This window comes from Streptomyces sp. NPDC056296, assembly GCF_042268605.1.
Lineage (GTDB): Bacteria > Actinomycetota > Actinomycetes > Streptomycetales > Streptomycetaceae > Streptomyces.
Genome location: NZ_JBHJRX010000008.1, coordinates 172,943 through 195,789, shown reverse-complemented (window position 1 = coordinate 195,789; position 22,847 = coordinate 172,943). Strand labels below are relative to the sequence as shown.

The window sequence follows — 22,847 nt, the reverse complement described above, 5'->3', positions numbered from 1 at the left end:
CACGAATGCGGCAACGCCATGACAGCCACACCCGGCATCCCTGGGTGTCCCGATCTTACGAATGACCGCGATCAACCCACGAAGAAAGGTATGGACGCCCTGATGTCCGACAAGCCCTCCGTGCTGTTCGTCTGTGTCCACAACGCCGGCCGCTCGCAGATGGCCGCCGCGTGGCTGACCCACCTGGCCGGGGACCGCGTCGAGGTCCGTTCCGCCGGCTCGAACCCGGGCGAGAACGTCAACCCCGCCGCCGTCGAGGCGATGCGCGAGGTCGGCATCGACATCTCCGCCGAGGTGCCGAAGACGCTGACCGTGGACGCGGTCAAGGAGTCCGACGTCTGCATCACCATGGGCTGCGGCGACACCTGCCCGGTCTTCCCCGGCAAGCGGTACCTGGACTGGCAGCTGGAGGACCCGGCCGGCCAGGGCGTGGCGGCCGTCCGCCCGATCCGCGACGAGATCAAGGAACTGGTCGAGGGCCTGATCAAGGAGATCGCGCCGGATCCGCGGTCATGAGCACGGCGACGGACGTCCGCGACGTCGTCGTCGCGGCGGCCTGCGGCTGTGGGGTTCCCTCGGCGACTGATATATCGTCTTCCGATATCGGAGGCCGTAAGGTGCGGGCCTCGGTCGCCGAGGAGTGTGCCCATGAGCAAGCCATCGACCGCCACCGGTGTACCGGACGAGTTGCGGCGCCGGCTCGGCGTGCCCGACGCCGTGGTGATCGGCCTCGGATCGATGATCGGCGCGGGGATCTTCGCCGCGCTCGCCCCGGCGGCACAGGCGGCCGGCTCCGGTCTGCTGCTCGGCCTGGCCCTGGCTGCCGTGGTCGCGTACTGCAACGCGACCTCCTCCGCCCGGCTGGCCGCCCGCTACCCGGCCTCCGGAGGCACCTACGTCTACGGCCGTGAACGCCTGGGTGACTTCTGGGGGTACCTGGCCGGCTGGGGGTTCGTGGTCGGCAAGACCGCCTCCTGCGCGGCGATGGCACTCACGGTCGGCTCATACGTGTGGCCCGGCCAGGCGCATGCGGTGGCGGTCGCGGCGGTGGTGGCGCTGACGGCCGTGAACTACACGGGCGTGCAGAAGTCCGCCCTCCTCACGCGCGCGATCGTCGTGGTCGTCCTCGCCGTGCTCGCCGCCGTGGTCGTCGCCGCCCTCACCTCCGGCGAGTCGGACGCCGGGCGGTTGCACATCGGCTCGGACACCTCCTTCGGCGGGGTGCTCCAGGCGGCGGGCCTGCTGTTCTTCGCCTTCGCCGGGTACGCGCGCATCGCCACGCTCGGGGAAGAGGTCCGCGACCCCGCCCGCACCATCCCCCGGGCGATCCCAGTCGCACTCGGCATCACCCTGGTCGTCTACGCCGTCGTCGCCGTGGCCGCCGTGACAGTGCTCGGTACGAAGGGACTGGCGGACGCCACGGCGCCACTGTCGGACGCGGCAGAGGCCGCGGGCGCCGACTGGCTCGCGCCGGTCGTACGGGCCGGGGCCGCCGTCGCGGCGCTCGGTTCGCTGCTCGCGCTGGTCCTCGGCGTCTCCCGCACCACCTTGGCCATGGCCCGCGACCGGCACCTGCCGCACGCGCTCGCCGCGGTCCACCCGAGGTTCAAGGTGCCGCACCGGGCCGAGCTGGCGGTCGGCGCCGTAGTGGCCGTGGCCGCGGCGACGGTGGACGTGCGGGACGCGATCGGGTTCTCGTCCTTCGGCGTTCTGGCCTACTACGCCGTCGCCAACGCCTCCGCCTGGACCCTCGGCCCCGGCGAGGGCCGCCCGCACCGCCTGATCCCCGCTGTCGGCCTGACCGGCTGCCTGGTCCTGGCCTTCGCCCTGCCGTCGGCCTCGGTCGTCTCGGGGGCCGCGGTGCTGGTCGTCGGCGGCGCCGCCTACTGGGTACGCCGGTCGATCGCCGCCCGCAGGCCGTAGACCTGTCATTCGGGTCATCGGATCTTTGCCGGCGCCGCGGGGCTCGGGCGGGCTGAGCGGCGCAGTCTCTCAGCCCAACTGATCCGAACGACACCCCTGGGCGCGGCTCCACCCGGACGGGCCCGGCCGAGGCCGCGCGCCGTCGACTGCCGGCGGGGCTCCTACGGCAGCTCCGCGCCGAGGACTTCCCGGGCCAGCTCCGCCAGTGCCTTGCGGTCCTCGGCGAGGGCCTGCTTCCCCGCCTCCGTGGCGCGGTAGACCCGCCTGGCCCGCCCGTCGACGACACGCTGCTCGGAGACCAGAAGCCCGTCGGCCTCCAGTCGGTGCAGTGTCGGATACAGCGTGCCGGGGCTGATCCGGTAGCCATGACGGGCCAATTCCTCGGTCATCCACGCGCCGTGGATCTCCTCCTCGGCCGCGTGGTGAAGCATGTGCAGCCGCACCGCGCCCCGCTGGAACTCCCGCACCCTGGCCCACCTCCGGCAGTGACGAATCCGATATCGGGGCCCGATTCTACGCCCGGGTCAGCCCTGGCGGACGCCCCCGCACGACCCGGCTCCATCCGGACACGGCCGTCGTCGCGGCCGTGGACGGCGGCCGTGGACGGCGGCCGTGGACGGCGGCCGTGGACGGCGGCCGTGGGCGCGGCCGTGGGCGCGGCCGTGGGCGCGGCCGTGGACGGCGGCTGCGGGAACGGCTGGGCTCCTACCGGGAGGTGGCCGTCGCGCGGTGCGAAACCCTGCGCGCCCGGCTGGCGATGGCCGAGGACTTCGCCGCCACGCTCCGGCAACGGCTGGAGAAAGAGTCCGGAAGGCTGACTCAGCGGTAGCGAGGCAGGGTCTGGGTGACGCGCCACAGACGACGGGGAAGCTCGCACTCCTCGAAGTGGACGGCGAAGCCGCCGTGTTCGTGGACGTCGTCCCCGTGCGCGACTCCGGTGCCGTGGTGGGCGTCACCGGTGTGGCGCACGGTGTGGACGAAAATGCCACCGGGCCGGGCAGGACACGGGCGAGCTCAGCGACCGCCGCATGCATCTCCTCGGTCGACAGGCCATGCACAGCAGCATGTGCGCGAAGACCGCGTTAACCGAGTCGTCAGGCAGCGGGAGAGCGTCGCGGACGTCGTGCACGGCGGTGGTCACCCGCCGGGCCACACCCTGCGCCTCGACGGAACGGCGCAGCTGCTCCAGACCGGTCACTCTGCCATGCGCGCGTTGCGCCTCGCCCCAACTCCCGTTCGTCACCTGTCACGGTCTCCCCGCCATAATCCACACTTCCCTGAATTCATGTTTATCTGTACTGTCTTGGCGTGCTGACCGTTGCCTCCGACATCGACGTGCTGGCCCGTTTCGGCCGCGCGCTCGCCGACCCCATCCGCTGCCGCGTCCTGCTGGCCCTGCGCGAGGCGCCGGCCTACCCGGCGGACCTCGCGGACGCCCTCGGCGTCTCCCGCACCCGGATGTCGAACCACCTGGCCTGTCTGCGCGACTGCGGCCTCGTCGTCACCGCCCCGGACGGGCGCCGCACCCGCTATGAACTCGCCGACGAACGCCTCGGTCACGCCCTGGGACACCTCCTCACCGCGGTGGTCGCGGTCGAGTCGGACAAGACCTGCCCCGACGCCGCCGACCAGGGGTGCTGCTGATGACCGCGACATCCCTCGGGCCGTCACCGGCCCGCCGGGACATGCTCGCGAGGCGAATACGGCTACTGGTCGCCGCGACGATCGCCTACAACGTCATCGAGGCGATCGTCGCCATCACCGCGGGCACCCTCGCCTCGTCGACCGCACTGGTCGGCTTCGGCCTCGACTCCGTCATCGAGGTCTCGTCCGCCGCCGCGGTCGCCTGGCAGTTCTCCGCCCGCGACCACGCCCTGCGCGAGGCACGCGAGAGGACGACCCTGCGGATCATCGCCGTCTCCTTCTTCGCCCTCGCCGCCTACGTCGGCATCGACGCCGTCCGCGCCCTGGCCGGCACCGGCGAGGCCGACCGTTCCATCCCGGGCATCGTCATCGCCGCCCTCTCGCTCGCGATCATGCCCTTCCTCTCCGCCGCCCAGCGCCGCACCGGACGCGAACTCGGCTCCGCCAGCGCGGTAGCCGACTCCAAGCAGACTCTGTTGTGTACCTACCTCTCCGGCGTCCTCCTCGTGGGACTGATCCTCAACGCCACCCTCGGCTGGTCCTGGGCCGACCCCGTCGCCGCCCTCGTCATCGCCGCCATCGCCGTCAAGGAAGGCCGCGACGCCTGGCAGGGCAAGGGCTGCTGCGCACCCACAGCCCACCCGGCGGTGGACGCATGCGACTGCGGGCCGGGGTGCGCCTGCTGTTCGTGAACCCCCGCGAATCCCCGTGAACTTCACACCACTGCACTCCGCGAGCGGCATTTCCCGTTTTTCGTACAGCGCTACTGTCGAGCCGGTGTGAATTCGGGATTGGGTAAGTATCGCAGAAATCGTTCACTCGACTGCCGCGCATCCGACGGAGTAGGCAGACGTTACTTCGGATATGACAGAGGAATACGGGGAATTGGTGACGCTTGGCCCATACATTTACCGGCCCGGCAGAAACCACTGTCCGTCACCGAGCGACGGAACTCTGACCAGAGGCGGGCTCCCCGTCCCGCTCCGTGTGACCGAGCCCGTGCTGCAACGATTCCTGGATGTCATGACCGAACTGGAGACCAGCCTCGCCGAGCGGTGGGGGCGGTCTCAGGCGTCCCTGACCTGCACCCGGGCGGAGTGAACCGGGCGTCGTGTACGAGGAACAGACCCACCAGCACATGCCCTACGGCGAAGGCGCGTTCCGCTCCACGGGCGGCACCGGACGGCACCGGGCGCCCGAGGAAGCGTTCCAGGAGACCCTGGTCCCGCCGGAACCCGGCTGGGACCCGGCCGAAGAGCTCGCGTTCCTGCTCCAGGACGCGATGGAACAGCGGACCACCGTCGTTCACGGGACGACGGACACGTCGGCGATCGCCCCCGTGCCGGGCACGCCGCTGAGCAATCTGCAGGAAATCACGGCGGAACTGCCACCGTTGAGAGAATCCCCCGCGAGCCACCGCAGAGTGCGCAAGGGGAAGGTGAGCCGGCTGCGCGCCGCGAGCCTTTTCGTCGCGGCGCTCGCCGCGGTCATCGCGGCCTCCGTGAGCCTGTTCGGCGGCATGGTGGCCTACGAACCGCTGCGCCTGGCAGCCGTGACCCGCACGCGCGGCAGCGTCGTGTCCTGGTGGCCGCTGCTGGTGTACGGGCCCTGGCTGGTGGCGTCGCTGGCCGTCCTGCGGTCCGCGTTGCACCAGCGTCGCGCGGTCCACTCGTGGGCGGTGGTCCTGCTGTTCTCGGCCATCGCGATGCTGCTGTGCATCGCCCAGGCGCCCAGAACGGTCAGCGACGGTGCGGCCGCGGCCCTGCCGGGACTGGCGTCGCTGGTCTGCTTCCAGCAGATCGTCCGCCAGATCACGCTCACCCGTCCGCCCCGGCGAGCGGTGCCGCGCCACCGCCAGCGCCCCCCGTCCGCGTCGGATCCGGGCGACGACGCGGGGAACGCCGCGGCGCCGGATGCGGTGACCCTGCCCAATCAGCGGCGGCATCCCCCGCACTCGCCGCGGTCCGACGGGGCCCGGAAGCGGCCCTGAGCGGGAGGCGGCGCCCGGTTCTCCCGGAATCGGCGCCGCCGATCCGCGCGGCCCGGGGCCCGGGGCCCGGGGCCCGGGACTCGGGACTCGGGACTCGGGACTCGGAACCTCGGGACTCGGGACCCGGGACCTCGGGCCCGGGCCCGTCGGCTTCGGCTGGTCGGGGTCAGCCCTCGGTCAGGGTCACGTCCTGGTCGTGCCGTGCGTGGAAGCTCGGGAGCGGCAGACCGCCCATGGGCCGCAGTTCCATCAGAGTGGCCTCCACGTGGGCCGCGCCGGGCTTCAGGGCGTTCGCGGAGGGCGTGCCCGTGTTGACCCAGCGGTGCTCCAGGCCGTCGCAGACCGCGCGGGTACCACCGATGCCGTGCCGGACGGACGGGTCGCTCTGGCTCACGGTGGAGCTGACGAACACGGGGCCGGTGCCGGCGGTGCACCGGTAGGTGCCGGAGAGGGTGACGGTGCCGTCCGCGGCGAGGCGTCCGGTCGGGTCGACCGTCACCGACTCCGTGACGTAGCGGGCGTCGTGGGGGGCCGCGGTCGCGGCGGGGGCGGTCAGCAGGAGCAGGGCGGCGCCGGCGGCCGTGGCGAAGGCCGCGGATCGTACGGGCATGGGGTACCTCCCGGTCGGGCGGAATGGGGGGTTCCACTGGTACCGGGCGGACGGGCCGACGGCGGTGACCGTCACCCCTTCGGTGGCGAGTCCGCGTCGGCCGTCGTGGAACCGTCGCCGGGTTGTCCGGGTGTTGTCACGCTTGCCGCCCGGGTATTGGCGATGACTTCCCGCCGGGCGCACGGTCTTCTCATGCGACGGTCCCGACGACGGGACGGTCTCCCGACGTGGAGGTGCGCCATGTGTACCCACCGGCCTTCCTGCCCCGCAGCCGACTCCCCCGCCGCGCGGGGTGTGACCGCGCACGTCGTCGCCGCCCACCCCGAGCAGGGGTGGAACCTGCTGTGCGACGGCACGATCGTCTTCGACGACACCGGTGAGCTGCGGCCCGACGGCCGGGCCGTCGCGCCGCACCGGTCGTCCGCGGGGCGCCTGGCGATGGCGGCCTGACCGCCCCGGACCGCCCCGCCGGGCACCGCTCAGCCCTTCTCGGCGATGAACTCCCGCAGCAGGGAGGCGAGCAGCTCCGGCTGATCCTCGGCGATCAGCGTCCGGGCGTCCTCGACCTCCACCAGCCGCCCCTGCGGGAGTAGTTCGGCCAGGCGGCGGCCGTGGGCGCGGGGCATCATCAGGTCCTCCAGGGCCCAGACGACGAGCGCCGGCCGGTCGAACCGCCGCAATCCCTGGGCGGCCTCCAGGAGTTCGTCGCGGCTGACGTGGGTGTTGTAGTGCCGGAAGTCGCGGCGGATCGCCGGGTCGGTGCGCAAGGGGCGCAGCCAGCCTTCCACGACCGCGTCCGGCACGGGCCGCTTGGTGAGGGCGCCGATGCCGACGGGCAGGCGGCGCAGCGGCTTCAGGCCCAGGGTGCGTACGAGCAGGGACACGCCGCCGGGTACCCGGCAGGCGACACCGATCATCTTCCCGGCCAGTCCCGGCGGGTAGTTGTCGAACGCCTCGCACGCCACGAGCGCCAGCCGCGCGAGGCGCTCCGGGTGCCGGGCCGCCACCGTCTGAGCCCGTCCGCAGTCGTTCTCGACCAGGGTGACGTCGGTCAGGTCGAGGCGGTCGAGGAACTCCGCGATCAGTTCGTTGACGAGGTCCGGCGTGGGCGGCCGGGACATGGGCCGGCGGTGGGCGCCGTAGGGCAGGGTGGGCGCGATGACCCGGTGGTCGGTGCGCAGGTCGGCGAGGACCTTGCGCCAGACGGTCGCGTCGTGGACGAGGCCGTGGAGGAGGACGACGACCGGGCCGTCGCCGCCGGTGTCCTCGTACTCGATGGTTCCCGCGCTCAGTTCGATGTCCGGCATGCGGGAACTCTAGGGCGGGCACGGGATTTGCGGCAGTGGGGCCTACGGCAGTACGGCGAATCCGTCGAGTTCCACCAGCGCCCGTTCGTCCCACAGGCGTACGACCTCCACGACCGCCATCGCCGGGTAGTCGCGGCCCGCCAGCGCGCGCCAGGTGCGGCCGAGGTCGGCGGCGTGGGTGCGGTAGGCGGCGACGTCCGTGGCGTAGACGGTGACGCGGGCGAGGTCGGCGGGGGTGCCGCCGGCGGCGCGCAGGGCGGTCAGGAGGTTGGTGAGGGCCAGCTCGAACTGGGCGTGGAGGGTGTCTCCCGTGACCTTGCCTTCGGTGTCGAGGGCGGTCTGGCCGGCCAGGAACACGACGCGGGTGCCGGTGGCGACGACGGCGTGGGAGAAGCCGGTGGGCGGGGAGAGTTCGGGCGGGTTCACCCGTTCGGCGGTCATGTCCCGGCCTCCTGCGTCGTCGCGTCCAGCGTTCGGTACAGCTCCTTGGCGATGATGCCGCGTTGGACCTCGCTCGCGCCCTCGTAGACGCGGGGGGCGCGCACCTCGCGGTAGAGGTGTTCGAGGAGGTGGCCGCGGCGCAGGGCGCGGGCGCCGTGCAGTTGGACGGCCTTGTCGACGACGTACTGGGCGGTCTCGGTGGCGAGGAGTTTCGCCATCGCGGCGCGCCGCGGGACGTCCGGTGCGCCCTCGTCGTACGCCGTCGCCGCCGCGTACACCATCAGGCGGGCCGCCTCGGTGCGCAGGGCCATCTCGGCGACCTGGTGGGAGACGGTCTGGAGGTCGCGCAGCTTGCCGCCGAAGGCGTCACGGGCGGTGGTGTGCGCGAGGGTGGCGTCCAGGGCGGCCTGTGCCATGCCGACCGCGAAGGCGCCGACGCTGGGCCGGAACAGGTTGAGGGTGTCCATGGCGACGCGGAAGCCGCGGTCCGGCTCGCCGAGCACGTCGTCCGCGGTGACGGGCACGGCGTCGAAGGCGAGGGCGCCGATGGGGTGCGGGGAGAGCATGTCGAGGGGGGTGCCGGTGAGGCCGGGACGGTCGGCGGGCACGAGGAAGGCGGTGACGCCGCGGGCGCCGGCGCCCGGGGTGGTGCGGGCGAAGACGGTGTAGAAGTCGGCCTCGGGGGCGTTGGAGATCCAGCACTTCTCACCGGTGAGCCGCCATGCGGCGGGCCCGTCGCGGTCGGCGGCCAGGGGGCCCGGAGCCCGAGAGGTGCCCGGCCGGACGCCGGGCGATCGCGGCTGCCCGAAGGGTCCCGCGGAAGACCGCGCGGCGTCCGGGGCCGGTGGACTCGGCGCCCCGCCGTGCCCGGCGACTCCCGACACCCCGCCGTACCCGGTGTCACCCGACGCCCCGCCGTCGCCGGCGGCAGCCGGCCCCGCCCCCGGCGTCCGGGAGGTGCCCGGCCGGACGCCGGGCGATCGCGGCTGCCCGGAGGATCCGGCGGAAGACCGCGCGGCGTCCGGAGCCGGTGGACTCGGCGCCCCGCCGTGCCCGGCGACTCCCGACACCCCGCCGTACCCGATGTCACCCGACGCCCCGCGGCGCCCGGCGGCTCCCGACTCCGCGCCGTGCCCGGCGACTGCCGACACCCCGCCGTGCCCGGTGTCACCCGACGCCCCGCGGCGCCCGGCGGCTCCCGACTCCGCGCCGTGCCCGGCGACTCCCGACACCCCGCCGTACCCGATGTCACCCGACACCCCGCGGCGCCCGGCGACTCCCGACTCCGCGCCGTGCCCGGCGACTCCCGACACCCCGCCGTACCCGATGTCACCCGACGCCCCGCCGCCGTACCCGGCGGCAGCCGGCCCCGCGTCCGGTTCCGCCCTGAGGCTCAGCGCCGCCGCGTCCGAGCCGGCGTCGGGCTCGCTGAGGGCGAAGGCGGCCACCGCGCTGCCGTCGCTCACCCGGGGCAGCCAGTGGGCGCGCTGGGCCTCGGTGCCGTGGGCGTGCACCGGGTGGGCGCCGAGGCCCTGGAGGGCGAGGGCGGTCTCGGCCTCGGTGCAGGCGTGGGCGAGGGACTCCCGCATCAGGCACAGGTCGAGCGCGCCCGAGGTGAACAGGCGGGGCAGCAGGCCGAGGGCGCCGAGTTCGGCGAGGAGGGCGCGGTCGACGCGGCCCGGTTCGCCCTTCTCGGCCAACGGGCGCAGCCGTTCGGCGGCGAGTGCGCGCAGCTCGGCGCACCAGGTGAGTTGTGCCGGTTCGAGCGAGAATGCGGTCATCGCCGGTCCCTTCCCCTCTTCCCTGCCCTGCTCTCCTGCCCGGCTCCCCTGCCCGCTGGGCCACACCCGAGGTTATCGCGCACCGTTGACTGTCGTCACCAACACGATACGCTCGTTGGGCGAGCCCACCACGACAAAGGGGGCGAACCGCCATGGCAGATCCGCACCGCGCGGACCCGCACCGTTCCGCCCACGTCGACACCTTCGCGCGCGAGCACCTCCCGCCCCCGGACCAGTGGCCGGAGCTCCGCTTCGACCTGCCGGAACTGCGCTACCCCGCCCGGCTGAACTGCGCCGCCGAGCTGCTCACCGGCCCGCCCGACGACCGCCCGGTCTTCCGCACCGCGTCCGGCGACGACTGGACCTACGGACAGCTGCGGGCCCGCGTCGACCGGCTCGCCCATCTCCTCACCGGCGACCTCGGTGTCGTCCCGGGCAACCGGGTGCTGCTGCGCGGCCCCACCACCCCGTGGCTGGCCGCCTGCTGGCTGGCGGTGCTGAAGGCGGGCGCGGTGGCGGTCACCGTGCTGGCCCAGCAGCGCCCGCACGAGCTGCGCGCGATCTGCGAGATCGCCCGGGTGCGCCATGCCCTGTGCGACGTCCGGGCCGTGGACGACCTCGCCAAGGCGGAGATTCCAGGGCTGCGGATCACCACGTACGGAGGGGACGCGCCCGACGATCTGCTGACCCGTACGGAAGACGGCACGGCGCCGGACACCCCGTACCCCGCCGTGGACACCGCGGCCGACGACGTGGCGCTGATCGCCTTCACCTCGGGCACCACCGGGCGCCCCAAGGGCTGCATGCACTTCCACCGCGACGTGCTGGCGATCGCCGACACGTTTTCCCGGCATGTCCTCAAGCCGCACGCCGACGACCTCTTCGCGGGCAGTCCGCCGCTCGGCTTCACCTTCGGACTCGGCGGGCTGGTGATCTTCCCGATGCGGGCCGGGGCGAGCGCCTTGCTGCTCGAACAGGCGGGCCCCCGGCAGCTGTTGCCGGCCGTCGCCGAGCACCGGGTGTCGGTGCTGTTCACCGCGCCGACGGCGTACCGCGCGATGCTCGACGAGCTGGACGCGTACGACGTGACATGCCTGCGCCGCTGCGTCTCGGCGGGCGAGAACCTGCCCGCGGCCACCTGGCGGGCCTGGCACGAGCGCACCGGCCTGTCCATCATCAACGGCATCGGCGCCACCGAGCTGCTGCACATCTTCGTCTCCGCGGCCGACGGCGACATCCGGCCCGGCACGACGGGTGTTCCGGTGCCGGGGTGGCAGGCGCGCGTGCAGGACGAGAACGGCGCGCCGGTGGCCGACGGGGAGCCCGGGCTGCTGGCGGTGCGCGGGCCGGTGGGCTGCCGGTATCTCGCCGATCCGCGGCAGCGGGAGTACGTGCGCGGCGGCTGGAACATCACCGGGGACACCTACGTCCGCGAGCCCGACGGGTACTTCCGGTACGTCGCGCGCGCCGACGACATGATCATCTCCGCCGGGTACAACATCGCCGGACCGGAGGTGGAGGACGCGCTGCTGCGGCATCCGGACGTGGTGGAGGCGGCCGTGGTGGGCCGGCCCGACGCGAACCGCGGACAGGTCGTGGTGGCCCACGCCGTACTGAAGGAGGGCGCCGAGCGGGACGCCGACGCGCTGCGCGCGTTCCTCCGCTCGGAGCTGGCGCCGTACAAGTGCCCGCGCGAGATCGTCTTCCTGGAGGCGCTGCCGCGCACGGCGACGGGAAAGCTCCAGCGTTACCGGCTCCTGACCCCACCCGATCATCCCGGGGGCGACCAGGGGTAATGCCGAGGACATAAGATGATCAACGTGTCCGACCAGCACGCGCAGCACGCCCCGAGATCCCTGATCGTCACGCTCTACGGCGCGTACGGCCGTTTCGCACCGGGCCCGGTGCCCGTCGCCGAGCTGATCCGGCTGCTGGCCGCGGTCGGGGTGGACGCCCCCTCCGTGCGCTCGTCGGTGTCCCGGCTGAAGCGGCGCGGGCTGCTCCTGCCCGCCCGTACGGCCGGGGGCGCCGCCGGGTACGAGATCTCCGCCGAGGCACGGCAGTTGCTGGAGGACGGCGACCGGCGCATCTACGCCACGGCACCCTATGAGGACGAGGGCTGGGTGCTCGCCGTGTTCTCCGTGCCCGAGTCGGAGCGGCAGAAGCGGCATGTGCTGCGCTCCCGCTTGGCCGGCCTCGGCTTCGGCACCGCGGCCCCCGGCGTGTGGATCGCCCCGGCCCGCCTGTACGAGGAGACCCGGCACGCGCTGGGCCGCCTGGGCCTGGACTCCTACGTGGACTTCTTCCGGGGTGAGCACCTGGGCTTCACGCCGACCGCCGAGGCGGCGGCACGCTGGTGGGACCTGGCCGCGATCGCCAAGGAGCACGAGGCGTTTCTCGACCGCCACGCGCGCGTGCTGCACGACTGGGAGCGCCGGGCCGACACCCCGCCCGAGGAGGCCTACCGCGACTACCTCCTCGCCCTGGACTCCTGGCGCCACCTGCCCTACGCCGACCCGGGGCTGCCCGACCGGCTGCTGCCCGGGGACTGGCCGGGCAGGCGCTCGGCGGCCGTCTTCCGGGCCCTGCACGAGCGGTTGCGCGACGCGGGCGCGGTCTACGCGGCGACCGGGGCATCCAGGAACCCCGGTGAGTGACTCGCATCACATTTCTCCGCGATCAGGGAACCCTCAGCCTTCTCAGACCCTCTTCTCAGGTTTCTCACCTACCGTGCGGACGCATGAGTCTCGCGCGCAACTTGAACCGGGCCCTCACCGTCACCACCGGCCTCCAGGTACGGAGAGCGCCCCAGACGGCGAAGGGGAAGAGGTCCGCCCCGCCGGAACCCGCGGAACGGCCCGCGGCCACGTACCGATGTCCGTCGGCCGAGGAACTGGCGACCGACCGGCTGCTGCGCCGGCCCGTCTTCATCATCTCGTCCATCCGCTCCGGCTCCACCCTGCTGCGCATGATGCTGGGCGCCCACCCGCGGCTGCACGCCCCGCACGAGCTGCACATCGGCCGGCTGGAGGTCACCTGCGCCAACTGGTTCTCCGAGCGCGCGATGGGCGCCCTCGGTCTGGAGCGCGGTGATCTGGAGCATCTGCTGTGGGACCGCGTCATGCACCGAGAACTGGTCAAGGCGGGCAAGGACTTCATCGTGGAGAAGACCCCGGCCAACGCGTACATGTACCGACGCCTCAAGGACGCCTGGCCCGACGCGCGCTTCGTCTTCCTGCTGCGCCACCCCGAGTCGATCGCCCGTTCCTGGCACGAGACCGACCCCGTCAAGCGGCCGCTCGACACCGCCGTCACCGACGTACTGCGCTACATGACGGCCGTCGAGGAGGCCCGCACGGCGGACGCCGACGGCTTCTCCGTGCGCTACGAGGACATCACCGACGACCCCGAGCGGGAGATGCGCCGCCTGTGCGAGTTCCTCGGCGTCGACTACGCGCCGGCCATGCTGAACTACGGCAAGAAGACCGGCCGCGAGCTGGTCCGCGGACTCGGCGACTGGCGCGAGAACATCCGCACCGGCACCGTGCAGCCGGGGCGCTCGCTGCCGACGGAGGACGAGATCCCCGAGCGGCTGCGCGCGATGTGCGCGGCCTGGGGCTACCCGTCCTGACGCGGGCCGTGCAGCGTGAGCCTGGGTTTGGGGACGTCGGTACGTCCGGTCACCGGACGGCGGCTGCCCGCCCGGTACGGCGCGGGCCACGCGACGCCCGGCCCCTCGTAGCCCTGCTCGGCCGCCGCGTGCAGCGTCCAGTGCGGATCGTAGAGGTGGGGGCGGGCGAGTGCGCACAGGTCGGTGCGGCCGGCCAGGATCAGCGAGTTGACGTCGTCCCAGGAGGAGATCGCGCCCACGGCGATCACCGGGACGCCCGCCTCGTGCCGGATGCGGTCCGCGAACGGCGTCTGATAGGACCGCCCGAACTCCGGCCGCTCCTCGGCCACGACCTGCCCCGTGGACACGTCGACGGCGTCGGCGCCGTGCGCCGCGAAGGCGCGGGCGATCCGCACGGCCTCCTCGGCGCTCGTACCGCCCTCGGCCCAGTCGGTGGCGGAGACCCGGACCGTCATCGGCCGCTCCTGGGGCCAGGCACCGCGTACGGCGTCGAAGACCTCCAGCGGGAAGCGGAGCCGCTTCTCCAGTGAGCCGCCGTAGGCGTCGGTGCGGTGGTTGGTGAGCGGGGAGAGGAAGCCGGAGAGCAGATAGCCGTGGGCGCAGTGCAGTTCGAGCAGGTCGAAACCGGCGCGGGAGGCCCGGACGGCGGCTGCCGTGAACTGCTCCCGGATGTCCGTCAGCTGCGCCCGGGACAGCTCGCGCGGGGTCTGGCCGCCGGGCTTGTACGGCAGCGGGGAGGCGGCGACGAGGGGCCAGTTGCCGTCGGGGAGCGGTTCGTCCATGCCCTCCCACATCAGCCGGGTCGAGCCCTTGCGTCCGCTGTGCCCGAGCTGCACACCGATCGCCGTGCCGGGCGCCTGCGCGTGCACGAAGTCCGTGATCCGCCTCCACGCCTCGGCCTGCCGGCCGGTGTACAGGCCCGCACAGCCGGGGGTGATACGGCCCTCCTCGCTGACGCACACCATCTCGGTCATCACCAGCCCGGCGCCCCCGAGGGCCCTGGCCCCCAGGTGGACCAGGTGGAAGTCGCCGGGCACGCCGTCGGTGGCCGAGTACATGTCCATCGGGGAGACGACGACGCGGTTGCGCAGGGTCAGGCCGCGCAGCCGGAACGGGGTGAACATCGGGGGCGTGCCGGGCGGGCAGCCGAACTCGCGCTCGACGGAGCCGGTGAAGCGGGCGTCGCGCAGTCGCAGGTTCTCGTGGGTGACGCGACGGCTCCGGGTGAGCAGGTTGAAGGCGAACTGGCGGGACGGCTGACCGAGGTACCGGGAGATGTCCTCGAACCACTCCAGGCTGGCCCGGGCCGCCCGCTGGGTGGAGGCGACGACGGGGCGCCGCTCCGCCTCGTAGGCGGCGAGTGCCTCGGGGAGCGACGGCTGCTCCTCCAGGCAGGCGGCGAGCGCGAGGGCGTCCTCCACGGCGAGCTTGGTGCCGGAGCCGATGGAGAAGTGGGCGGTGTGGGCGGCGTCGCCGATCAGGACGGTGTTGCCGTGCGACCAGCGTTCGTTGACCACCGTGCGGAAGGTGGTCCACGCCGACTTGTTGGACCTCAGCGGCCGGCCGCCGAGGGCGTCGGCGAAGATCTTGGCGCAGCGTGCGGTGGACTCGGCTTCGTCCAGTTCGTCGAAGCCGGCCGCCCGCCAGACCTCCTCACGCATCTCGACGATGACGGTCGAGGCGTCGGGCGCATACGGGTAGCCGTGCAGCTGCATCACGCCGTGCTCGGTCTCGGCGATCTCGAAGCGGAAGGCGTCGAAGGCGAAGTCGGCGGCCAGCCAGACGTAGCGGCAGCGGTGGCCGGTGAGGGTGGGCCGGAACACCTCGCGATGCGCCTCGCGGGTGGTGCTGTGCACCCCGTCGGCCGCGACGACGAGGTCGTACTCCTCCGCGAGCCGGGCCGGGTCCGGGGCCTCGGCCCGGAAGCGCAGTTCGACGCCGAGGGCGTGGCAGCGCTCGTGCAGGATCTCCAGGAGGCGGCGGCGGCCGAGGGCGGCGAAGCCGTGTCCTCCGGAGGTGTGGCGGGTGCCTCGGTGGACGATGTGGATGTCGTCCCAGCGGACGAAGTCGGCCTGTAGGGCCGCGTAGACCACCGGGTCGGCGTGTTCGATGCCGCCCAGGGTCTCGTCGGAGAGGACGACGCCGAAGCCGAAGGTGTCGTCGGGGGCGTTGCGCTCCCAGACGGTGACCTGGCGGTCGGGGTCGAGGCGTTTGAGGAGGGCGGCGGTGTAGAGGCCGCCGGGGCCGCCGCCGATGATCGCCGCGTGTAGGGGGTGGCTTGTCGTCGCGGGCGGCTGCGGCGCCGTTGTGGTTGCTCGCGCCCCGCGGCGGAGCCGCTGATCGACACCGCCCCGCGCCCCTGGAGTTGGCATGCTCCCCTGAGTTGAAGACATGCCCTACCTCCCACGCCACTTCGGAGGGCGCTTCTCCGTGAAGGCCGCGTGGAACTCGGCGTAGTCCTCCCCGTTCATCAGGAGGGCCTGGGTCGCGGCGTCCAGTTCCACCGCCGCCGCCAGCGGCATGTCCAGTTCCGCGGTGAGGAGGGCCTTCGTCTGGGCGTACGCCAGGGCCGGGCCGTCGGCCAGGCGGCGGGCGAGTGACTGGGCGGCCTCGTCGGCGCGGCCCTCGTCGGTCAGCTCGCTGATCAGGCCGATCCGCTCGGCCTCGGGTGCCCGGACCGGTTCGCCGAGCATCAGCAGCCGGGTCGCGTGGCCGAGGCCGACGACGCGGGGCAGCAGGTAGGCGGCGCCCATGTCGCCGCCGGACAGGCCGACGCGGGTGAAGAGGAAGGCGAAGCGGGCGGACGGGTCGGCGACCCGGAAGTCGGCGGCCAGGGCGAGGACCGCGCCCGCCCCGGCCGCGACGCCGTGCAGGGCGGCGATCACCGGGAACGGGCACTCCCGTACGGCCCGCACCACCTGGCCCGTCATCCGGTTGAAGTCCAGGAGCTGGGCGGTGTCCATGGACAGGGTCGCGCCGATGATCTCGTCGATGTCGCCACCGGAGCAGAAGCCACGTCCCTCGCCGGCCAGCACCAGGGCCCGTACGGACCGCTCCCGGGACAGCTCCGCGAGCAGGTCGCGCAGGTCGGCGTAGGCCTCGAAGGTCAGCGCGTTGAGCTTGTCGGGCCGGGCGAGGGTGACGGTGGCGACGCCGTCGGTGAGGTCGACGCGCAGGTGCCGCCAGTCGGGGGTGGGGGCGGCGGAGCCGGTGAAGGGACTCATGACGGGCGGCCTCCTAGGGCGGGTGCGGCCTCACTGAGCGCTACGTCTGGATACGTCTCGAAGCTATCACCCATCTGTGACTGTCGTCACGAGGACGCAATAACCCGGTCCGCCGAAAGTCAGGGGCCGCCCCGTACCGGGGCCGAAGGTCCCGCGAGGTGCCCGTCGAACGGCTCTGCCGGGCGGCGCCGTACCATTCATAAGGTTGAAAGCAGGACAGGACGACAGCCTGCTCCGGAACGGACTAGCCGTGCACGATCGCTCCCATGCCCCCGCCTCCTGGCGCATCGCACTGCCGCACTCCGCCGCGGCCGTGCCGGTGGCCCGTGCCCTGGTCCGTACGGCGCTGGCCGAGCTGGAGCACACCGCCGACGGCGACACCGCGGAGCTGCTCACGGCGGAGCTGGTCGCCAACGCCGTCGAGCACACCGCCGGCGGGTCGCCGATCGAGCTGGTGGTGGAGCTGATGCCGACCGGCTGCCAGGTCGAGGTGCACGACCCGGACCCGGCGCCGCCCGGCGACCTCACCCGGCCCGGTGTGGAGCTGCCCGACCCCTGGCAGGAGCACGGGCGCGGTCTCCTGCTGATCCGCGCCCTGAGCTCGTCCTGCGGCCACCGGCCCACCGGGTCCGGCAAGGCCGTCTGGTTCAGGCTTCCTGCGGTACCCGCTCAGCGTCGTTCTTCGGCGTGACCTCCGCGCCCGCCTGGGCGAGGCGGGAGTGCCGGCGCCCGTAGGCGGTGTACACCAGCAGCCCGACCGCGAGGAACACCGCGAACTGGAGCCAGGTCGCCGCGCCCGTCTCGTAGATCAGGTACAGGCAGAAGCCGACCCCGAGCAGCGGCGTCACCGGGTAGAGCGGCACGCGGAAGGTACGGGCGAGGCCCGGCTCGCGGCGGCGCAGCGCGATCACGGCGACGTTGACGGCGGCCATGGTGGCGAGAGTGCCGATGGTGCACAGGTTGACCACCGCGTCCAGCGGGGCGAAGGCGGCCGGGAGGGCGAAGACCACGCCGACGATGAGCGTGCCGGCGACGGGGGTCGCGGTGCGCGGCGAGACCTTCTCGAAGACGCGCGGGATCAGGCCGTCGCGGGACATGGACATCAGGATGCGGGTCTGGCCGTACATCACGGCGAGCACCACCGAGGCGATGGCGACGACCGCGCCGAAGGCGACCACACCGCCGCCGATGGTGGAGCCGGTGACCTCGTTGACGACGTACGAGAGGGCGGCCGGCCGGTCGCCGACCGCGTCACCGCCGACGGCGCCGATCGCGGCGACGGCGACCGCGCAGTAGAGCAGGGTGACCAGGCCGATGCAGACCAGGATGGCGATGGGGATGTCCCGGCGCGGGTTCTTGGCCTCCTCACCGGCCGTGGTGATCGCGTCGAAGCCGATGTACGAGAAGAAGGCGGCGGTGGTGCCGGCGCCGATGCCGCCGAGACCGGCCGGGGAGAACGGGCTGAGGTTGCCGTCCTTGAAGGCGGCGAAGCCGATGGCGCAGAAGGCGATCAGGACGGCCAGCTTGAGGACCGCCATCGCGGCCGTGGCCCGGGCGCTCTCCCGCACGCCGCGTACCAGCAGCACACAGGCCAGGGCGATGACGATCACCGCGGGCAGGTTGACCGCGCCGCCGTCGCCGGGGCCCGCGGAGAGCGCGTGCGGCAACTGGATGCCGAGGACGCTGTCGAGCAGTTCGTTGACGTACTGGCTCCAGCCGACCGCGACCGCGGAGACGGACACGCCGTACTCCAGGAGCAGGCACCAGCCGACCAGGAAGGCGGTCCGCTCGCCGAGTCCGGCGTAGGCGAAGGAGTACGAGGAGCCGGAGACCGGGATCGCTCCGCCCAGCTCGGCGAAGGCGAAGGCGGTGAAGACGCAGGTGATCGCGGCAAGGATGAAGGAGACGACGACGGCGGGGCCGGCCTCGGCGACCGAGTCGGACAGGCCGACGAAGATGCCGGTACCGACGATCGCGCCGACGCCGAAGCAGACGAGCTGGAACAGCCCCATCGTGCGCTTCAGGCCATGGCCTTCGCGGTCGGCGCCGGATTCGGCGACCAGGAGGTGGGGGGACTTGATACGGGAAGCGGGCATTGCGGGTGGTGCTCGTTTCTGGTGGTGCGGGGGGCGCGACGGTGGTCGCGGCCGGCGGCACCGGAAGGGGTGGCTCCGGGGCCGCCGGTCAGAATAGCTGGCCTGGTCGGCCGCCCGGTCAGGCCAGCGTGGCGACCAGGACCGCCTTGATGGTGTGCAGCCGGTTCTCCGCCTCGTCGAAGACGACCGAGTGCGCGGACTCGAAGACCTCGTCCGTGACCTCCAGGGAATCGAGTCCGTGGGTCTCGAAGATCTCCTGGCCGACCTTGGTGCCCAGGTCGTGGAAGGCGGGCAGGCAGTGCAGGAACTTCACGTCCGGGTTGCCGGTGGCGCGCAGCACGTCCATGGTCACCGCGTACGGGGCGAGCGACTTGATCCGCTCGGCCCAGACCTCCTTGGGCTCGCCCATGGAGACCCAGACGTCGGTGACGACGAAGTCGGCGCCGCGCACGCCCTCGTCCAGGGTCTCGGTGAGCGTGATGCGCGCCCCGCTCGACTCGGCGAGCGTCTTCGCCCGGTCGACGACCTCCTGGGCGGGCCAGTAGGACTTCGGGGCGACGATGCGTACGTCCATGCCGAGCAGGGCGCCGGTGACCAGGTAGGAGTTGCCCATGTTGAAGCGGGCGTCGCCGAGGTAGGCGAAGGCGATCTCGTGCAGGGGCCGGTCGCTGTGCTCGGTCATGGTGAGGACGTCGGCGAGCATCTGGGTGGGGTGCCAGTCGTCGGTCAGGCCGTTGTAGACGGGGACGCCGGCCAAGGCGGCCAGCTCCTCGACCTTCTGCTGGCTGTCGCCCCGGTACTCGATGCCGTCGAACATGCGCCCCAGCACGCGTGCGGTGTCCTTCACGGACTCCTTGTGCCCGATCTGCGAGCCGGCCGGGTCGAGGTACGTCGTGGCGGCACCCTGGTCGGCGGCGGCGACCTCGAACGCGCAGCGGGTGCGCGTCGAGGTCTTCTCGAAGATCAGCGCGATGTTCCTGCCCTGGAGATACCGTGTCTCGGTCCCGGCCTTCTTCGCGGCCTTCAGCTCCGCGGCCAGCTCGACCAGGCCGCGGAACTCGTCCGCGGTGAAGTCGGTCTCCTTGAGGAAGTGGCGGCCGGCGAGGGCGGTCGGGACTGTCGCCATGGGGGCGCTCCAGAGGTACGGGTCGGGGACTGACTACTGGAAGTCTATACGAACTTCTGAATTTCTATACAGCCCGCTATGCAGTCTCGCCATACAGTCCGCTATACAGGCTCCCGCTCCACCGGGCAGCTCATGCAGCGCGGGCCGCCCCTGCCCCGCCCCAGCTCACTGCCCGGGATCTCGATCACCTCGATGCCCTGCTTGCGCAGATGGGTGTTGGTGGTGGCGTTCCGCTCGTAGGCGACGACGACACCCGGCTCGACGGCCAAGACGTTGCAGCCGTCGTCCCACTGCTCGCGTTCGGCGGCGTGGACGTCCTGGGTCGCGGTCAGGACCCGGATCTCGCCCCGGCCGAGGGCGGCGGCGATCGCGCGGTGCATGTGCTCCGGCGGATGGTCGGTGACCTTCAGGTCCTTGTCCCCCGCGCCCGGCTCGATGGTGTACGAACGGAGCATGCCGAGCCCGGCGTACTGCGTGAAGGTGTCGCCGTCCACCATGGTCATCACGGTGTCCAGATGCATGACGGCCCGCCGCTTGGGCATGTCGAGGGCCACGATCGTGCGTGCGGAACCCGCCGCGAACAGTTTGTACGCGAGCATCTCGACGGCCTGGGGTGTGGTGCGCTCGCTCATGCCGATGAGTACGGCGCCGTTGCCGATGACGAGGACGTCGCCGCCCTCGATGGTGGAGGGGTAGTCGGCCTGCCCCTCGGACCACAGGTGGAACGTCTCGTCGCGGAACAGCGGATGGTGCCGGTAGATCGCCTCGAAGTGGACCGTCTCGCGCTGCCGGGCGGGCCAGCGCATGGCGTTGATGGAGACGCCGTCGTAGATCCAGGCCGAGGTGTCCCGGGTGAAGAGGTGGTTGGGCAGCGGCCCGAGCAGGAAGTCGTCCAGCTCCATGGCATGGAAGCGCACGGAGGTCGGCTCCGGGTGCGCGTCGAGGAACTCCCGTTTGGTCATGCCGCCGACCAGGGCCTCGGCGAGTTCACCGGCGGGCAGGGTCTCGAAGGCGGCCCGGAGATGGTCCGTGGCCAGCACTCCGTACTCCTTCTCGTCGAAGACCCGGTCCAGGACGAGCCGCCGGGCCGCCGGGACGTCGAGGGTCTCGGTGAGCAGGTCGCCGAAGAGGTGCACGGCGACTCCGCGGTCGCGGAGCACGTCGGCGAACCCGTCGTGCTCGGCGCGCGCCCGGCGCACCCACAGCACGTCGTCGAAGAGAAGGGCGTCCTTGTTGCTGGGGGTGAGCCTTTTGAGCTCGAGATCCGGCCGGTGCAGGATGACGCGGGTGAGCCGCCCGGCTTCGGAATCGACTGTGAATCCCATGCCTCCATCCTGACCATTCGGGCGCCTGTTCACCCCCTGCTTGGGCAGACCCGTGCGCCCGGGTTCAGCCGCCGGGCCGCGGCTGGAGCAGTTCCGGGCGGGCGAGCGGGCGGCGGGCGGCGTGGCCCGGCTCCAGGATCGCGCGGGCGACGATCCAGCCGGACAGTGCCCCGGGGTCGGCCGGGTCACGGGCGAGGTCCTTGGCGTAGCCGTCCAGCGCGGTGGCCGGGTCACCGGCGGCGAGGTGCTCGTCGGGGGTACGGGGAGCGGCGGGGCGGGTGGCGAAGGCGTGCGTCCGGGGGTCGGGCCAGAAGCCGCGGTCCGGGCGGAACCGGAGAACGCCGTCCGGCCCGTCCGGCCCGGCCGGTGCGGCGACGTTGCGCAGCCGCCACTGGGTGCGGTGCAGGGAGGCGGCCGTACGGGCCCGGGACAGGGCGGCCGGGTCGACGGGTACGCGCAGCCAGCCGTCCAGCGTCCGCGCGAGGCCCTCGACGAGACGGCGCCCCGGCGCGGTGAGCCGGGCACTGGTCAGCAGGGTCCGCACGACCAGCCGGCTCTGCAGCCGGCGCAGCGCGAAGTGATAGGCGGCGGCCTCGGCGTGCTCCGGCTCGGCCAGCCGGTCCCGCCAGAAGCCGGTGACGCCGGTGAAGGCGTACGCGCCGTGCAGCAGCCCGGTGAGGTGGCGCGGGTCGGCGCGCCAGGGGGCGTAGAAGCGCTCCTCGCGGTCGTCGTCGAGGAGGGGGAAGAGGTGGAGGAGTGCGGCGAGCTTGCTGTGCTGGAACTCGTGGACGAGGGTCTCGGCGAGGGCGAGCGCGGATCCGGGGCGGGATATCAGCATGGCGCCGAAGGAGTCGCCGCTGGAGGCGGAGACGGCGACGGCCGGTGGAGCGGGTGGGGCGAGGGCGGTACGGCCGCAGGGCACGACGGCGCGTATCAGCGCCGGGTCGAGCCGTCCCGGCCCCTGGCCGTCACCCGCCCCGGCGAGTATCCCGACGGCGCCGTCGAAGACCCGCTGCCACTCCGCCGCCTCGTCGTCGTCCAGCCGGGCGGGCGGCACCGGGTCGTCGAGGTCGCGGTAGGGGTCGAGGTCGTCGAGGGGTATGGCGACGGGGCCGGCGGGGGTGGCGTGGGTGAGCGTGCGCAGGGGGAGCCAGGGGGCGGGCGTGGGGGTGGGGGCGGGGGCGAGGGCCGCTGCGGAGGCGGGGGCGACTGCGGATGCGGCTCCCGAGGCGGGGGCGACTGCGGGTGCCGCCTCCGAGGCGGGGGCGGCTCCCGAGGCAGGGGCGGCTACGGGTGCCGCCTCCGAGGCGGGCGTGGGGCCGGTGACCGCTCCCGAGACGGGTGCGGCTGCGGGTGCCGCTCCCGAAGCGGAAGCGGCCACAGACGCCGCACCCGAGCCAGGCCTGGGACCGGCGACCGCACCCGAGACGGACGCGCCCGCAGACGCCGCACCCGAAGCAGACCCGGCCACAGACGCCGCACCCGCGGCAGCCCCCGCCGCAGACGCCGCACCCGAGCCAGGCCTGGGACCGGCGACCGCACCCGAGACGGACGCACCCGCAGGTGTCGCCCCCGAGCCGGACGCCCCTACGGAGGAGGGCGCCGCTCCGGAAGCGGGCGCCGATGCAGAAGCGGGCGCTCCCGAGGCGGGTACCGCTCCGGATGCGGCTGCGCCTACAGAGGCAGGGGTCGCTGCGGGGTCGGGGGGGGAGCCGGCCCGGCGGGGGGGGGGCGGGAGGAAGGCTCCCC

Annotated in this window: 22 protein-coding genes and 2 pseudogenes; 10 read left to right on the top strand and 14 right to left on the bottom strand. The window is 73.1% G+C overall.

What is annotated here, in order from left to right; genetic code table 11:
• Positions 1-102: 102 nt before the first annotated feature.
• Both ACFCZF_RS08325 and ACFCZF_RS08320 read left to right on the top strand, forming a co-directional pair.
• Positions 103-516, top strand: coding sequence for an arsenate reductase ArsC (locus tag ACFCZF_RS08325; protein ID WP_376670973.1), 414 nt, complete (start codon positions 103-105; stop codon positions 514-516).
• 132 nt (positions 517-648) lie between these two features.
• Positions 649-1,923 (top strand): APC family permease, encoded by a 1,275-nt coding sequence (locus ACFCZF_RS08320; protein WP_376670972.1) that lies wholly within the window; start codon positions 649-651, stop codon positions 1,921-1,923.
• 161 nt (positions 1,924-2,084) lie between these two features.
• Here ACFCZF_RS08320 and ACFCZF_RS08315 read toward each other — a convergent pair whose 3' ends face one another.
• The 3 genes from ACFCZF_RS08315 to ACFCZF_RS08305 form a co-directional block, all read right to left on the bottom strand.
• A complete protein-coding gene (locus tag ACFCZF_RS08315; RefSeq protein WP_376670971.1) occupies positions 2,085-2,390 on the bottom strand; it encodes a PadR family transcriptional regulator in 306 nt (101 codons plus the stop codon).
• 352 nt (positions 2,391-2,742) lie between these two features.
• Positions 2,743-2,892 (bottom strand): hypothetical protein, encoded by a 150-nt coding sequence (locus ACFCZF_RS08310; protein ID WP_376670970.1) that lies wholly within the window; start codon positions 2,890-2,892, stop codon positions 2,743-2,745.
• Complete coding sequence (locus ACFCZF_RS08305; RefSeq protein ID WP_376670980.1) at positions 2,876-3,076, bottom strand: hypothetical protein; 201 nt, start codon at positions 3,074-3,076, stop codon at positions 2,876-2,878. The genes ACFCZF_RS08310 and ACFCZF_RS08305 overlap by 17 nt, the downstream gene beginning before the upstream one ends.
• Before the next feature lie 155 nt (positions 3,077-3,231).
• On the opposite strand from ACFCZF_RS08305, the gene ACFCZF_RS08300 reads away from it, so the two are divergent.
• From ACFCZF_RS08300 to ACFCZF_RS08290, 3 genes are all read left to right on the top strand, one after another.
• Entirely contained in the window at positions 3,232-3,567 is a 336-nt protein-coding gene (locus ACFCZF_RS08300; RefSeq protein WP_376670969.1) for an ArsR/SmtB family transcription factor, read from the top strand.
• Complete coding sequence (locus tag ACFCZF_RS08295; RefSeq protein ID WP_376670968.1) at positions 3,567-4,259, top strand: cation transporter; 693 nt, start codon at positions 3,567-3,569, stop codon at positions 4,257-4,259. The genes ACFCZF_RS08300 and ACFCZF_RS08295 overlap by 1 nt, the downstream gene beginning before the upstream one ends.
• 446 nt (positions 4,260-4,705) lie before the next feature.
• On the top strand, positions 4,706-5,557 hold the full coding sequence (locus ACFCZF_RS08290; protein WP_376670979.1) for a hypothetical protein: 852 nt from the start codon (positions 4,706-4,708) through the stop codon (positions 5,555-5,557).
• 166 nt (positions 5,558-5,723) lie between these two features.
• On the opposite strand, the gene ACFCZF_RS08285 is transcribed toward ACFCZF_RS08290, so the two are convergent.
• Positions 5,724-6,167: a DUF6299 family protein gene (locus tag ACFCZF_RS08285; RefSeq protein ID WP_376670967.1), complete on the bottom strand. Its 444-nt coding sequence runs from the start codon at positions 6,165-6,167 to the stop codon at positions 5,724-5,726.
• A 240-nt stretch (positions 6,168-6,407) separates the two neighbouring features.
• Here ACFCZF_RS08285 and ACFCZF_RS08280 point away from each other — a divergent pair, with 240 nt between their 5' ends.
• Positions 6,408-6,617, top strand: a complete 210-nt coding sequence (locus ACFCZF_RS08280) for a DUF5999 family protein (RefSeq protein WP_376670966.1) — start codon at positions 6,408-6,410, stop codon at positions 6,615-6,617.
• Between the two features lie 29 nt (positions 6,618-6,646).
• Here ACFCZF_RS08280 and ACFCZF_RS08275 read toward each other — a convergent pair whose 3' ends face one another.
• The 4 genes and pseudogenes from ACFCZF_RS08275 to ACFCZF_RS08260 form a co-directional block, all read right to left on the bottom strand.
• Entirely contained in the window at positions 6,647-7,474 is an 828-nt protein-coding gene (locus ACFCZF_RS08275) for an alpha/beta fold hydrolase (RefSeq protein ID WP_376670965.1), read from the bottom strand.
• A 42-nt stretch (positions 7,475-7,516) separates the two neighbouring features.
• Complete coding sequence (locus tag ACFCZF_RS08270) at positions 7,517-7,915, bottom strand: RidA family protein (RefSeq protein ID WP_376670964.1); 399 nt, start codon at positions 7,913-7,915, stop codon at positions 7,517-7,519.
• Positions 7,912-8,673, bottom strand: a pseudogene (locus tag ACFCZF_RS08265) (acyl-CoA dehydrogenase family protein); the annotation flags it as partial. The gene ACFCZF_RS08270 and the pseudogene ACFCZF_RS08265, both read right to left, overlap by 4 nt.
• 708 nt (positions 8,674-9,381) lie before the next feature.
• Positions 9,382-9,696: pseudogene (locus tag ACFCZF_RS08260) on the bottom strand (acyl-CoA dehydrogenase family protein); the annotation flags it as partial.
• 89 nt (positions 9,697-9,785) lie between these two features.
• Here ACFCZF_RS08260 and ACFCZF_RS08255 point away from each other — a divergent pair.
• From ACFCZF_RS08255 to ACFCZF_RS08245, 3 genes are all read left to right on the top strand, one after another.
• Positions 9,786-11,492, top strand: coding sequence for an AMP-binding protein (locus tag ACFCZF_RS08255; RefSeq protein WP_376670978.1), 1,707 nt, complete (start codon positions 9,786-9,788; stop codon positions 11,490-11,492).
• 15 nt (positions 11,493-11,507) lie between these two features.
• Positions 11,508-12,353 carry a PaaX family transcriptional regulator C-terminal domain-containing protein gene (locus ACFCZF_RS08250; RefSeq protein WP_376670963.1) on the top strand — a complete coding sequence of 282 codons (846 nt, stop codon included), beginning with the start codon at positions 11,508-11,510 and terminating at the stop codon, positions 12,351-12,353.
• Between the two features lie 83 nt (positions 12,354-12,436).
• A complete protein-coding gene (locus tag ACFCZF_RS08245) occupies positions 12,437-13,327 on the top strand; it encodes a sulfotransferase (RefSeq protein WP_376670962.1) in 891 nt (296 codons plus the stop codon).
• Here ACFCZF_RS08245 and ACFCZF_RS08240 read toward each other — a convergent pair.
• Together ACFCZF_RS08240 and ACFCZF_RS08235 are read right to left on the bottom strand one after the other, a co-directional pair.
• Positions 13,315-15,720, bottom strand: coding sequence for a bifunctional salicylyl-CoA 5-hydroxylase/oxidoreductase (locus tag ACFCZF_RS08240; protein ID WP_376670961.1), 2,406 nt, complete (start codon positions 15,718-15,720; stop codon positions 13,315-13,317). The two genes, ACFCZF_RS08245 and ACFCZF_RS08240, sit on opposite strands and share 13 nt — an antisense overlap.
• A 3-nt stretch (positions 15,721-15,723) precedes the next feature.
• The gene (locus ACFCZF_RS08235) at positions 15,724-16,551 is read right to left on the bottom strand and encodes an enoyl-CoA hydratase family protein (RefSeq protein WP_376670960.1); all 828 of its coding nucleotides are present in this window, start codon (positions 16,549-16,551) and stop codon (positions 15,724-15,726) included.
• Positions 16,552-16,756: 205 nt separating this feature from the next.
• On the opposite strand from ACFCZF_RS08235, the gene ACFCZF_RS08230 reads away from it, so the two are divergent.
• Positions 16,757-17,242, top strand: coding sequence for an ATP-binding protein (locus ACFCZF_RS08230; protein ID WP_376670959.1), 486 nt, complete (start codon positions 16,757-16,759; stop codon positions 17,240-17,242).
• Here the strand turns inward: ACFCZF_RS08230 and ACFCZF_RS08225 are convergent.
• The 4 genes from ACFCZF_RS08225 to ACFCZF_RS08210 all read right to left on the bottom strand — a co-directional run bounded on the left by ACFCZF_RS08225 (position 17,199) and on the right by ACFCZF_RS08210 (position 22,479).
• A complete protein-coding gene (locus ACFCZF_RS08225; protein ID WP_375910029.1) occupies positions 17,199-18,647 on the bottom strand; it encodes an amino acid permease in 1,449 nt (482 codons plus the stop codon). The two genes, ACFCZF_RS08230 and ACFCZF_RS08225, sit on opposite strands and share 44 nt — an antisense overlap.
• Before the next feature lie 118 nt (positions 18,648-18,765).
• On the bottom strand, positions 18,766-19,773 hold the full coding sequence (argF, locus tag ACFCZF_RS08220) for an ornithine carbamoyltransferase (RefSeq protein ID WP_376670958.1): 1,008 nt from the start codon (positions 19,771-19,773) through the stop codon (positions 18,766-18,768).
• Between the two features lie 101 nt (positions 19,774-19,874).
• Positions 19,875-21,098, bottom strand: a complete 1,224-nt coding sequence (locus tag ACFCZF_RS08215; protein WP_376670957.1) for an arginine deiminase — start codon at positions 21,096-21,098, stop codon at positions 19,875-19,877.
• A 64-nt stretch (positions 21,099-21,162) separates the two neighbouring features.
• Positions 21,163-22,479: an HEXXH motif-containing putative peptide modification protein gene (locus ACFCZF_RS08210; protein ID WP_376670956.1), complete on the bottom strand. Its 1,317-nt coding sequence runs from the start codon at positions 22,477-22,479 to the stop codon at positions 21,163-21,165.
• Positions 22,480-22,847: the final 368 nt, after the last annotated feature.

What these genes read in the sequence shown, in the direction of transcription:
- ACFCZF_RS08325 (WP_376670973.1), top strand. Translation starts at nt 103, where the DNA reads ATGTCCGACAAGCCCTCCGTGCTGTTCGTCTGTGTCCACAACGCCGGC.
- ACFCZF_RS08320 (WP_376670972.1), top strand. Translation starts at nt 649, where the DNA reads ATGAGCAAGCCATCGACCGCCACCGGTGTACCGGACGAGTTGCGGCGC.
- ACFCZF_RS08295 (WP_376670968.1), top strand. Translation starts at nt 3,567, where the DNA reads ATGACCGCGACATCCCTCGGGCCGTCACCGGCCCGCCGGGACATGCTC.
- ACFCZF_RS08290 (WP_376670979.1), top strand. Translation starts at nt 4,706, where the DNA reads ATGCCCTACGGCGAAGGCGCGTTCCGCTCCACGGGCGGCACCGGACGG.
- ACFCZF_RS08285 (WP_376670967.1), bottom strand. Translation starts at nt 6,167, where the DNA reads ATGCCCGTACGATCCGCGGCCTTCGCCACGGCCGCCGGCGCCGCCCTG.
- ACFCZF_RS08280 (WP_376670966.1), top strand. Translation starts at nt 6,408, where the DNA reads ATGTGTACCCACCGGCCTTCCTGCCCCGCAGCCGACTCCCCCGCCGCG.
- ACFCZF_RS08275 (WP_376670965.1), bottom strand. Translation starts at nt 7,474, where the DNA reads ATGCCGGACATCGAACTGAGCGCGGGAACCATCGAGTACGAGGACACC.
- ACFCZF_RS08270 (WP_376670964.1), bottom strand. Translation starts at nt 7,915, where the DNA reads ATGACCGCCGAACGGGTGAACCCGCCCGAACTCTCCCCGCCCACCGGC.
- ACFCZF_RS08250 (WP_376670963.1), top strand. Translation starts at nt 11,508, where the DNA reads ATGATCAACGTGTCCGACCAGCACGCGCAGCACGCCCCGAGATCCCTG.
- ACFCZF_RS08245 (WP_376670962.1), top strand. Translation starts at nt 12,437, where the DNA reads ATGAGTCTCGCGCGCAACTTGAACCGGGCCCTCACCGTCACCACCGGC.
- ACFCZF_RS08240 (WP_376670961.1), bottom strand. Translation starts at nt 15,720, where the DNA reads ATGTCTTCAACTCAGGGGAGCATGCCAACTCCAGGGGCGCGGGGCGGT.
- ACFCZF_RS08235 (WP_376670960.1), bottom strand. Translation starts at nt 16,551, where the DNA reads ATGAGTCCCTTCACCGGCTCCGCCGCCCCCACCCCCGACTGGCGGCAC.
- ACFCZF_RS08225 (WP_375910029.1), bottom strand. Translation starts at nt 18,647, where the DNA reads ATGCCCGCTTCCCGTATCAAGTCCCCCCACCTCCTGGTCGCCGAATCC.
- argF (WP_376670958.1), bottom strand. Translation starts at nt 19,773, where the DNA reads ATGGCGACAGTCCCGACCGCCCTCGCCGGCCGCCACTTCCTCAAGGAG.
- ACFCZF_RS08215 (WP_376670957.1), bottom strand. Translation starts at nt 21,098, where the DNA reads ATGGGATTCACAGTCGATTCCGAAGCCGGGCGGCTCACCCGCGTCATC.